The following is a 10,287-nucleotide window of genomic DNA, read 5'->3' as shown; positions in this document are numbered from 1 at the left end:
GAATTACCTCCAAAATCACATCTTTTACAATGATTCAATATCTCAATTTCTTTGTTTTCAAAAGAAGTTTGAACAAAATTAAAATGAATTTATTCTAAATGCACAACAGGTATGAAATTATTCTACTGTTACGGATTTTGCAAGGTTTCTAGGCTGGTCGACATTCGCTCCTCTTTCTACTGCAATATAGTAAGACAGCAATTGCAGTGGAATTGATGCTAAAATAGGAGAGAAACATTCGGAAGTCTCAGGAATTTCTATGATATAATCGGCCATTGCAGCCACTTGTGTGTCACCTTTGTTGATTACCGCGATTACTTTTCCCTTTCTCGCTTTGATTTCCTGAACATTGCTAACGATCTTGTCGTAATGCCCAATTTTCGGCGCGATAATGACGATTGGCATATTTTCATCAATCAATGCGATGGGGCCGTGCTTCATTTCGGCAGCCGGATATCCTTCTGCGTGGATATAAGAGATTTCTTTAAGTTTGAGAGCACCCTCCAATGCTGTCGGAAAATTATAACCTCTTCCTAAATATAAGAAGTTGGTGGCATTTGCAAATTTTGAAGCGATGCTTTTCACCACACTGTTTGTAGAATTCAGGACATCTTCCACTTTTTTGGGAATAGCTTCCAATTCATGGATTAATCTCATGAACTCGGCTTTGCCCAGATTTCCGTTATGATGTCCTAATTTAATCGCTATCAAAGACAGTACGGTAAGTTGGGCTGTGAAAGCCTTGGTAGAAGCAACTCCAATTTCCGGTCCTGCGTGTGTATAAGCACCGGCATCTGTATATCGGGCGATAGACGAATCTACCACGTTGCAGATCCCGAATACGAACGCCCCTCTTTCTTTTGCTAATTTGATGGCGGCCATTGTATCGGCTGTTTCGCCGGATTGGGATATGGCAATCACTACATCCTTCGAACTGATAATGGGATCTCTGTATCTGAATTCGGAAGCGTATTCTACTTCCACAGGTATCCTCGCAAATTCTTCTATGAGATACTCGCCGATAAGCCCTGCGTGCCAAGAGGTGCCACAAGCAATGATAATGATCCGTTCGGCGTTGGTCAATCTTTCGAGATGATCCCAGATACCGGCCATTTTGATGATTCCTTCTTCAGCCAGCAATCTGCCTCGCATCGTATCTAGGATAGATTTTGGCTGTTCGAATATTTCTTTTAGCATGAAATGCTCATAACCGCCTTTTTCAATTTGTTCGAGATTAAGTCTCAGTTCTTGAATGGCCGGCTCTATTTTGGTATTTTCTTTAATAGTTCGGATATCGATTCCTTTTGCAAGAGATATGGTGGCCATATGACCTTCTTCAAGATATACCGCTTCCTTGGTAAACTCTACAAATGGAGATGCGTCCGACGCTACAAAAAATTCATTTTCCCCAATTCCGATGGCTAAAGGAGATCCCAATCTGGCGACAACCAACTCGCCGGGGAAATCTTCGTGCATCACGGCAATCGCATAAGCGCCATAAATTTCGTTGAGTGCAAATCTTACCGCTTCAGGAAAATCCAACAATGGCTCTTTATCCATAAAGTATTGGATCAGATTGACCAACACCTCGGTATCGGTTTCTGATTTGAAATCAAAATCGCGGTTGATGAGCATCGTTTTTATGGTATCATAATTTTCGATGATCCCGTTGTGAACCAATGCTATCTTCCCGTTATTCGAAAGGTGAGGATGGGAATTGCTATCGCTCGGGATGCCGTGGGTCGCCCATCGCGTATGACCCATGCCTATTTTGGAGGTATTTTTAAAAGATTTAGATATGGCTACCAAATCATCAACTTTACCTTTGGTTTTCTTCACTTCGAAGTCGCCATCATCCGTTTCCAAAACCATTCCGGCACTATCGTATCCGCGATATTCCAAACGGCGCAACCCATTGATTACAATGTCATACGCATCTCTAAAACCTGTATAACCTACGATTCCACACATATTTTATTATTAGTTTTTTTACTTTTGGGTAAATATTAATCTCAACTGCGCTGCCTTCGATTCTATTGGAATTGCCTGACCCGTGTTATTATAATCCGTTCCTTTGAGGACAATTCGGTATGGCGTATAAGCTCTGGTATTATAATTTTGACCAAGCAAGGTGCCGGTAGAAGGATCCTGCAGATATCTTCCAATATCCATCCGGAAAGCTCTGATTTCAGAATCTCCTTCGACGATGTCTTTTAAGCTTTTTGTAATCCCTATTTCATAATAGGCGTCTTTGGTGCTCAGATTATTGGTTTTTATCAAGCTATAGCCGGCGGAGGCCAAGACCGTCATATCGGGAAGGAATCTCATGGAATCTTTGGCGACGCCTCTCTCTCTTACCAGTAAACTAGATGGTTTTTTATAGGAATTGTTCCAACCGGTTTCATCATTATAAAGCCTAATCTTGGCAGAGACGATTCCGATTTTGTCGTTTTTGTACATCGCTCTAAGTTGAGCAATAGTACTTTCTGGGATTTTAATTCCAAAACTGGCGCCGCCCATTCCTTGAGTATAGATAAGGGCATCTCCTGTGACATCGTTTGGAGGAGCGGTGTCGGAAACTGCTGCTGCATACGGCGTTCCGGATCTGTCGTACATAATCTGACTGAGATGGACATTCCCAGAACCCAAATTGAGAGCAAACTCTGCTTTCGTACGCGTCACCGTGCCATCGGTTGCCGTGACGTCATTTTTATAATAAATAGTAACGCCGGCATCATTGGGTGCCATCGAGAACAGATAGCCATCTTCCTCTAATACCGAAATGCTGATTCCTTTGAAATATCTTATGAAAGACGCCGCATCTTTGAGAACCTGATCGCCTTTTTTTGCAAAAATTTTGCTTTGGAAAAAAGCACTATCCAATTTCATTCGGAAAGAAACCGCTCTGTTAAGCAGCTCGGCGGCATCGGAATCTTTGGTAATAACCACAGAATTAACGGTGCCCTCGAAAACCTTAGACCCCAGCACAGTAGGATTTAGGGCGACGACTTTGTTGGAAGAAAGTTTATCCGCAGTGCCGCCAAGGAAATCGGTAACCTCGTGAACTTTGATTGTAAAGAGCGTTTTACCGTTAATTTTGGTTTTTCCATATTTGCTTACCGGATATGTGGTAACCACTTTTTTTGCGGCCACTGCACCATCCGGATAGATATAGTCTTCATTGGTGGTTGTTTTGATAGAATCCGAAGCCGTTTCATATCTCGGTTTCAAAGTCAACACAACCGAATCGATAACAGGATTTGTCCCGAAATCCGGATCGTAGGTACTGAGTCTCAGCTGAGTAACGTAGGATACTTTTTGTTTTCCGAAAATGGGCTCGGCGAAAGCGCCCAGCTGCACACTGTCTAGCTTAGAAGCATCCGCTTGGATCGTGTCTTTGTTACTGATGTTATATGCTAAAAGGCTGTAGGCTTTGTCGTAACCATCTGCGGCGTTGCCATCTACCAATTGCGATCCCAAATCATCCAAATCTCCTTCGCAAGAATTTAAAACTACCATTCCCATTATCAAAAACGGGATCAACTTCATCAAAGTTTTTATTTTTATCATCTTATAAATTCGTAATTAATAAACAGTTGCTATGGAGTCGGCATTGAGATAATCCGATTTCTCTGCATCTGCTTTTCCGTAAGCTTCTTCTAATTTGTCTTCGAGAAATTCATTTCCCTTCACGATCACATCTACGTACTGCATACTGTCGTTTACAAAACCGAGAAAGCTAGGATTATTTAACGATTCCAAATCGAAAATATTATCAAAAGCCAAAATTTCTTTTGTATTACTATTCAGCTCTATATCATCTTCGTTGTACACAGAAAGCACAATTTTGGTATCGTTGAAATAGGTATCGTCTTTGTAATAAGTTTTAAGATAAATGGGAATAAGTGCAGACATCCAACCGTTCAGATGAATCACATCGGGAACCCAATTGAGTTTTTTGATGGTTTCTATGACCCCTCTGGCAAAAAAAACGGCTCTTTCGTTATTATCGGCGAAGGGTTTCCCATCGTCATCAAAATAATACTGTTTTCTTTTGAAATATTCTTCATTATCAATAAAATAAACCTGAAGACGCTCGCCGGGTAAAGAGGCTACTTTTATGATCAAAGGCTGATCCAGATCATTGATGATAATGTTCATACCGGATAGTCTGATGACCTCGTGAAGCTGGAATTTTCTCTCGCTTATCTGTCCAAATCTCGGCATAAAGACCCTGACATCGTTACCACTTGCGTGCATTTTCAGCGCCATTTTGTGTACCAAACTTCCCATATTGGTATCTTCCTGATACGGGAACATTTCTGTAGTAACGTATAAAATCTTTTGATTAGGCATATAAATTTACTTTAGATGAAGTATAAATCTTCATTTTGCAAAATTACGAAAATAAAATCAAATCATTAATTTTCATTCATATTAATAGCGCATCCCAAATCCCATAATTATTCCAACAAAAACAGGGAGTGGTCGAGCAAAAATTATCATTAAGGCAAATTTAAGGCTTTTCTGTTCTTTCGCAAAGATTTTGTGACCCGTTGTAATATTGCTTACTCCAGTTGACTGATTTTGTTTCGATGATAGCTGAGATTTGAAAAATCTTTTTGAATAGCTATTTGCCGCTTTGGAAATTACAAAAACGATTATCTTTGATGCTCAAAATAAGAACATAATGCAGGTCTTCTACGACAAAGATTCTCTTTCGGAGTTTATTAAAACTCAAAAAAAATTGAACAAGAAAATAGGCTTTGCACCTACGATGGGTGCTTTGCACGCCGGGCATATCTCGCTCTACAAAGAAGCGAAAAGGGACAACGACATTGTGGTCTGCTCTATCTTCGTCAATCCTACCCAATTCAACAATCCCGACGATTTGGAAAAATATCCAAGAACAATCGATGACGACATAGCAAAGCTGGCAGATTCTTCTTTGGTAGATGCCGTTTACATCCCGAAAACGGAAGATATCTATCCCCACGGGATGCTCAGGAAACATTATGATTTTGGAGGCATCGAAAAGGAAATGGAGGGCGCTGCAAGGCCGGGGCATTTCGATGGTGTCGGAACCGTTTTGGAAGAGCTATTCCGACAGGTGCAGCCCGATAATGCTTATTTTGGAGAGAAGGATTTTCAACAGTTGAAGATTGTGGAAAAACTCGTGCAAATTTTGGATTTGAAAATTAAAATCCATGGGGTGAAGATTTATCGGGAAGCAAACGGCCTCGCAATGAGTTCCCGGAATATGCGCCTTTCCCAAAAGGAAAAAGAAACTTCTGCTCTGATCTACCAAACTTTGATGCATGTGAATGACTGGTTCAAAGTCCTATCGGTGGGCGAAATCAAAAGCAGAGTGAAGGCCATTTTTGACAAAGAAAATATGGATTTGGAATATTTCATTATTGCAGATGAAGCAACTTTGAAAGAAGTCGATTTTTATAGCAATGATAAAAGTTTTCGTGCTTTCATCGTCGTCAATGTGGGCGCAGTGCGATTGATAGACAATCTGCATTTGGACTGAATTTAGAATTATTAAATTCAAAAAAAGAAACTTCTTTTTTCAAAGAAGTTTCTACACCAAATCACAAAATATTAATATGAAAAAAATTTACTCTCGTAAATCGTGACTCGGCTGGGATTCGAACCCAGGACCCATACATTAAAAGTGTATTGCTCTACCAGCTGAGCTACCGAGTCGGTCTTTTATAATTGATGAATGATAAATTGTAATGGATTACAATTAATGGTTTATCGTTTAATTTTATAAAACATTACGGAATCATTTATCAATAATCATTTATTTTTTTATGTGCCTGCGACTGGACTCGAACCAGCACATCCAATAGGAAACCACCCCCTCAAGATGGCGTGTCTACCAATTTCACCACACAGGCAAAAAAAAACCGTATTGCTACGGACTAAACTCGTGACCCGGCTGGGATTCGAACCCAGGACCCATACATTAAAAGTGTATTGCTCTACCAGCTGAGCTACCGAGTCGGCCGCACTAAAACCTCAATATTTCTATCTCTTTTTTAAGTGGTGCAAAGATAGGTGTTTTTTTAAAATCTCAAAATTTTTTAGGAACTTTGTTAAAAATAAAATAATGATCATTTCTCTGCTGGGATATATGGGTTGTGGTAAATCTCACGTTTCCATAAACTTGAGCCGCAAAATAAATTTCAGGCTGGTAGACCTCGACGAAATGATTTCTAACCGGCATCAGCAGACGATTTCCGAAATCTTTGAGCAGCGCGGAGAGATCTATTTCAGAAAAGTTGAAAGAACGATTTTGGAAGAAATTTTGGCGACGGAGGACAATATAGTTCTTAGTCTTGGGGGCGGCACGCCGGTCTATTACGACAATATAAACCTCATCAACAGGATGTCAACCAGCTTTTTTCTCCGCGCATCTGTGGGGACACTCGCCCATCGCATTTTGCTGCATAAAAATACACGCCCCTTGATTGCCAATTTAGCAGATTCCGAGGTTCCCGAATATATTGCGAAGCATCTTTTCGAGAGAAATCCCTACTATTCCCAAGCGCATTTCACCATCGATACCGATTTCAAAACCGCCACAGAAGTGTCCGACGAAATCGTAAAACTATTGGGAATCTAATCTTCGTCTTCTTTATTTTCTTTGAAGAAGGCATCCCATCCGTTATCGTCAATCTCGTCTGAAAAGCCGTCGCCTGCGAAGTCATCTATTTCTCGGCGGTCTTTCTTGGTAGGTCTTCCGATGCCTTTTTGCCGGTAATAATCTTGCGCCGATTTTCGGAGCTTTAGCAATTCGTATTGATCTTTGTCCGTCATATCCTGCACGTACACGGGTACCAACTTGGCTCCTACTCTACTTTTTGGGATTTCGAGAACTTTTATTTTGTAGTCTATTTGGTTTTTTCGGATTTTGATGAGATCGCCCGGTCTCACTTCCCTGGAAGCTTTAACAGGATTTTCGCCTATGCTCACTCGGTTCTTTTTTATCTCATCTGCGGCGAGCGTTCTGGTCTTATAAAATCTTATGCTCCACAAATATTTATCTATTCTCATTATTTTTTATACTTTTGTCGCGTTAAATTAATCGCAATTTAAGATTAAATAAAAAATGAAGAAAATACTTTTAGGAATTGCTCTGTCTGCGGTCATACTGCAAGCATGCAATAATGACGATGACAATAATGAAGATGCAGTAATTTTGACTATCGAGGAACAAAATTCCTATGACGATGCAGCAGCCATAGATTTCATGAACAAAAATTATCTCAACAGCAAAGGAGTGATTACCGAGTTTGATGACACTGTGACGACCGATGATAATGAAATAAAACTGATCGATTACGATTACGTAAAACTTCCGTCTGGTGTTATTTACCTCTTGAGACCGGGCGCGCAACCCGAGCCTGGAAAAGAAATCGGAAGCACCGATGTAATCCATTTAATGATCGTCGCCAAAAGTTATATTTCTACCAAGGTGGATGATAAAATCGTTTATAGCAACGAATCTACTTTTTCTAACAGTTTGGCCTCCGGCAATGTGGTGAAGGATCCTGCTTATTACTACGTAAAATCTTCCGTTCTGAAGAACTACAATGATACGTATCATACGACGTACGGCAGAAACTTCTACGAGATAGAAGGCCTGCAGGAAGGGTTGAAGTTTTTCAAATCCTTCGATCTGGAGGATTCTGCCGATTACAATATGCAGGGCGTCATCATCGTTCCTTCCAGAGCGGCTTTCGCCAGAGATAGTAATATTTATGCGTATACAGACAGAAGTATTGTTTTCAACTTTCAGGTTTACAAAACCAGAGCACGGGATATGGCAACGGAAGATTAATGGGAATTTAATCAAAATATTAGAGCGGACTATATAATAAATATTCCGCTTTTTTATTGTGATATTTTTGATTCAAATCTTTGCCAAAAACTCTTGGTATGAGCTTTCTTTGATAGAGACACAGCCTTCATCCGAGATTTGATCCAGAATGATATTTTCTATTTGGTTGACAGATTTAGCATCAAATGTTTTGGAAACTCGGATATAGTTTTCCGTAAAGCCGTACATCATTCCTTTTTTATTTTCGTGTTCCCAAAGGACGCTCAGTTTTCTTCCTAATTGACTTCTGTAGAATTCCATTTTCTTTTTCTCGGAAAGGATTCTCAGCATTTTGTTTCGGCGTTTTCTTTCAGGAATTGGAACTGCGCCAGGCATATTAGCCGCTTCCGTATTTTCTCTTTCGGAATAGGTAAAAACGTGAAGATAGCTGATGGGAAGTTCATTTATGAAGTTATAAGTTTCCATAAACAAGGCTTCCGTCTCGCCCGGAAATCCCACAATGACATCGACACCGATTGCTGCTCGCGGCATCACTTCTTTGATTTTCTCAACGCGGTTTTTGTATAGATTGGTCAAGTAGCGGCGCTTCATTTTTTTCAGCAATTCATCACTGCCCGACTGGAGCGGAATATGGAAGTGCGGAACAAAACTTCTGCTCTTAGCGACCAACTCGATGCTCTCATTTTTCAACAGGTTGGGTTCGATGGAAGAAATTCGGATTCTTTCGATGCCCTCTATTTTATCGAGTTCCGCAATCAAATCCAGAAAAGTATGTTCGTGTTTTTTGTTGCCAAACTCGCCTTTTCCGTAATCGCCAATATTGACGCCTGTCAAAACAATTTCTTTAATGCCTTTCGCGGCAATTTCTTTGGCATTGGCAATCACATTCCCGATTGTGTCGGATCGTGAAATCCCTCTGGCCAAGGGAATTGTGCAATAAGTACATTTGTAATCGCAGCCGTCCTGCACCTTGAGAAAAGCACGGGTTCGGTCGCCGATGGAATACGAACCTACAAAAAAATCGGCTTCATCGATCTCGCAAGAGTGGACCATTGCCTTAGTTTCCGACTTTTCCAGATCATCAAGGTAGCTGAGAATATTGAATTTTTCCTTTGCTCCCAAAACTAGGTCGACGCCGGGGATCGCAGATATTTCTTCGGGTTTTAGCTGCGCATAGCAACCGATAATGGCAACCAAGCCTTCCGGATTAGCCCGCAGAGCACGCTTCACGTGAAGTTTACATTCTTTATCTGCGTTTTCCGTCACGGAGCAAGTATTGATGATATAAACTTTTGCCGGCTCGTCAAAACTTACTTTTTCATAACCGGCCTCTGTCAATTGCCGGGCAATAGTAGAAGTTTCTGCAAAATTGAGCTTGCAGCCAAGTGTGTGAAACGCAACAGTCTTCGGTTGAGAAAGGAAATCCGACATAAGGCTGCAAAGTTATTAATAAAAACCAAAATGTTGCAAATGAAGAAATTTCTCTCTTTACTACTTTTCTAATAAAAAAATCCGGCTGATAAGCCGGACGAGATTTTATTTGGATTTCTTTTCCTTAGGGACTTTTAAACCTTTGTCTCTCGCTTCGGAAATCCCGATAGCGACTGCTTGTTTCTTGCTGGTTACTTTTTTGCCGGATCCGGATTTTAAAGTACCTTCTTTGAATTCGTGCATTACCTTACCCACCTTTTTTTGGGCTTTGTCGGAATATTTTTTTTCTGTTGCCATCTTTTTCAATTTTTTTTTAAAAGTTAGGATTGTCGTTTTGTATCTTATTATTATCTCTTAGATATCAAGCCCGAAAGTTTTAGAAGACAAGGGAAGCGGAACAAATTTGCCAGCCGCATAATCTTGCCAATCTTATTCGGATTTCGGAACACTTACGGCGACTTCATACACTTTGGCATGCATCAGATACTTCGATCTCTCGCGAGAAGTGACGTCTACAATTTTACCTTTGAAGAGCACAATAACCGGATCTTCGGTGATCTGCCAGTCCGCATCAAAAAAGTACTTTTCGTCGGGACTTTTTTCCGTAATCTCCGCCTGCCTTTCTTTTAACTGTTCTGCAGCTTCTTGAAAACCTTCATCCGCTGAATAAAGAAATTGGTAGTCAGGTCCTGCCACGGCTTTGTAACATTTATTTTCCGCCAGAAGATTTTGAGAGTCATCTTCCACGGGGCTGTCGTTCCCATCGAGGAAGCCTACCTCCAGTAATTTGCCATTTCGTTCTTCAGCGAATTTTCTCGCTTCTTCTACCGATTTGAAACCTGTATAAACATTACTTTTTTCAAATTCGTATTTGGTGAGTCTTTCGACAATATTTTCTGTTTCCATAATAGGTTTATTTTTTTCTGATTGCAATTGAAGAAAATTCTTTTCTTCGGAAATAGCGGGAACTTTCTAAAATAACAAGGAACAAAAGTTTTGCC

General features: G+C 40.5%; 10 protein-coding genes and 3 tRNA genes. 3 read left to right on the top strand and 10 right to left on the bottom strand.

All coding sequences use genetic code 11. The features are described from left to right. Positions 1 to 117 precede the first annotated feature (117 nt). From glmS to DTW91_RS10255, 3 genes are read right to left on the bottom strand one after another with little or no spacing between them, the layout of a single operon-like run. Positions 118 to 1,971 (bottom strand): glutamine--fructose-6-phosphate transaminase (isomerizing), encoded by a 1,854-nt coding sequence (glmS, locus tag DTW91_RS10265; RefSeq protein ID WP_125203289.1) that lies wholly within the window; start codon positions 1,969 to 1,971, stop codon positions 118 to 120. A gap of 18 nt (positions 1,972 to 1,989) precedes the next feature. Beyond that, positions 1,990 to 3,570, bottom strand: coding sequence for a DUF4270 domain-containing protein (locus DTW91_RS10260; RefSeq protein ID WP_125203288.1), 1,581 nt, complete (start codon positions 3,568 to 3,570; stop codon positions 1,990 to 1,992). A 15-nt stretch (positions 3,571 to 3,585) separates the two neighbouring features. Next, the gene (locus DTW91_RS10255) at positions 3,586 to 4,356 is read right to left on the bottom strand and encodes a glycogen/starch synthase (RefSeq protein WP_125203287.1); all 771 of its coding nucleotides are present in this window, start codon (positions 4,354 to 4,356) and stop codon (positions 3,586 to 3,588) included. A 334-nt stretch (positions 4,357 to 4,690) separates the two neighbouring features. Between DTW91_RS10255 and panC the strand changes: the two genes are divergently transcribed. Next, entirely contained in the window at positions 4,691 to 5,536 is an 846-nt protein-coding gene (panC, locus tag DTW91_RS10250) for a pantoate--beta-alanine ligase (protein ID WP_125203294.1), read from the top strand. 103 nt (positions 5,537 to 5,639) lie between these two features. On the opposite strand, the gene DTW91_RS10245 is transcribed toward panC, so the two are convergent. The 3 genes from DTW91_RS10245 to DTW91_RS10235 form a co-directional block, all read right to left on the bottom strand. After that, positions 5,640 to 5,712 (bottom strand) — tRNA-Lys (locus tag DTW91_RS10245). A gap of 113 nt (positions 5,713 to 5,825) precedes the next feature. Then, positions 5,826 to 5,909: transfer RNA gene (locus tag DTW91_RS10240), tRNA-Leu, on the bottom strand. Positions 5,910 to 5,942: 33 nt separating this feature from the next. Continuing rightward, positions 5,943 to 6,015, bottom strand: a tRNA-Lys gene (locus DTW91_RS10235). A gap of 106 nt (positions 6,016 to 6,121) precedes the next feature. Here DTW91_RS10235 and DTW91_RS10230 point away from each other — a divergent pair. Beyond that, positions 6,122 to 6,637: a shikimate kinase gene (locus DTW91_RS10230; RefSeq protein WP_125203286.1), complete on the top strand. Its 516-nt coding sequence runs from the start codon at positions 6,122 to 6,124 to the stop codon at positions 6,635 to 6,637. On the opposite strand, the gene DTW91_RS10225 is transcribed toward DTW91_RS10230, so the two are convergent. Beyond that, positions 6,634 to 7,068 carry an RNA-binding S4 domain-containing protein gene (locus DTW91_RS10225; protein ID WP_125203285.1) on the bottom strand — a complete coding sequence of 145 codons (435 nt, stop codon included), beginning with the start codon at positions 7,066 to 7,068 and terminating at the stop codon, positions 6,634 to 6,636. The two genes, DTW91_RS10230 and DTW91_RS10225, sit on opposite strands and share 4 nt — an antisense overlap. A 55-nt stretch (positions 7,069 to 7,123) precedes the next feature. Here DTW91_RS10225 and DTW91_RS10220 point away from each other — a divergent pair, with 55 nt between their 5' ends. After that, a complete protein-coding gene (locus DTW91_RS10220) occupies positions 7,124 to 7,855 on the top strand; it encodes a hypothetical protein (protein WP_125203284.1) in 732 nt (243 codons plus the stop codon). A 72-nt stretch (positions 7,856 to 7,927) separates the two neighbouring features. Here the strand turns inward: DTW91_RS10220 and mtaB are convergent, their stop codons facing one another. The 3 genes from mtaB to DTW91_RS10205 form a co-directional block, all read right to left on the bottom strand. Next, positions 7,928 to 9,286: a tRNA (N(6)-L-threonylcarbamoyladenosine(37)-C(2))-methylthiotransferase MtaB gene (gene mtaB, locus DTW91_RS10215; protein WP_125203283.1), complete on the bottom strand. Its 1,359-nt coding sequence runs from the start codon at positions 9,284 to 9,286 to the stop codon at positions 7,928 to 7,930. Between the two features lie 105 nt (positions 9,287 to 9,391). Beyond that, complete coding sequence (locus DTW91_RS10210; protein ID WP_125203282.1) at positions 9,392 to 9,583, bottom strand: DUF6496 domain-containing protein; 192 nt, start codon at positions 9,581 to 9,583, stop codon at positions 9,392 to 9,394. A gap of 132 nt (positions 9,584 to 9,715) precedes the next feature. Next, positions 9,716 to 10,192, bottom strand: coding sequence for a hypothetical protein (locus DTW91_RS10205; RefSeq protein ID WP_125203281.1), 477 nt, complete (start codon positions 10,190 to 10,192; stop codon positions 9,716 to 9,718). Positions 10,193 to 10,287: the final 95 nt, after the last annotated feature.

It is taken from the genome of Chryseobacterium sp. SC28, from assembly GCF_003932955.1.
In the GTDB taxonomy this organism is placed as follows: Bacteria; Bacteroidota; Bacteroidia; order Flavobacteriales; family Weeksellaceae; genus Epilithonimonas.
Note: the sequence above shows the minus strand (reverse complement) of the source record. Positions and strands in the feature narration are given on the sequence as shown.

What these genes read in the sequence shown, in the direction of transcription:
- glmS (WP_125203289.1), bottom strand. Translation starts at nt 1,971, where the DNA reads ATGTGTGGAATCGTAGGTTATACAGGTTTTAGAGATGCGTATGACATT.
- DTW91_RS10260 (WP_125203288.1), bottom strand. Translation starts at nt 3,570, where the DNA reads ATGATAAAAATAAAAACTTTGATGAAGTTGATCCCGTTTTTGATAATG.
- DTW91_RS10255 (WP_125203287.1), bottom strand. Translation starts at nt 4,356, where the DNA reads ATGCCTAATCAAAAGATTTTATACGTTACTACAGAAATGTTCCCGTAT.
- panC (WP_125203294.1), top strand. Translation starts at nt 4,691, where the DNA reads ATGCAGGTCTTCTACGACAAAGATTCTCTTTCGGAGTTTATTAAAACT.
- DTW91_RS10230 (WP_125203286.1), top strand. Translation starts at nt 6,122, where the DNA reads ATGATCATTTCTCTGCTGGGATATATGGGTTGTGGTAAATCTCACGTT.
- DTW91_RS10225 (WP_125203285.1), bottom strand. Translation starts at nt 7,068, where the DNA reads ATGAGAATAGATAAATATTTGTGGAGCATAAGATTTTATAAGACCAGA.
- DTW91_RS10220 (WP_125203284.1), top strand. Translation starts at nt 7,124, where the DNA reads ATGAAGAAAATACTTTTAGGAATTGCTCTGTCTGCGGTCATACTGCAA.
- mtaB (WP_125203283.1), bottom strand. Translation starts at nt 9,286, where the DNA reads ATGTCGGATTTCCTTTCTCAACCGAAGACTGTTGCGTTTCACACACTT.
- DTW91_RS10210 (WP_125203282.1), bottom strand. Translation starts at nt 9,583, where the DNA reads ATGGCAACAGAAAAAAAATATTCCGACAAAGCCCAAAAAAAGGTGGGT.
- DTW91_RS10205 (WP_125203281.1), bottom strand. Translation starts at nt 10,192, where the DNA reads ATGGAAACAGAAAATATTGTCGAAAGACTCACCAAATACGAATTTGAA.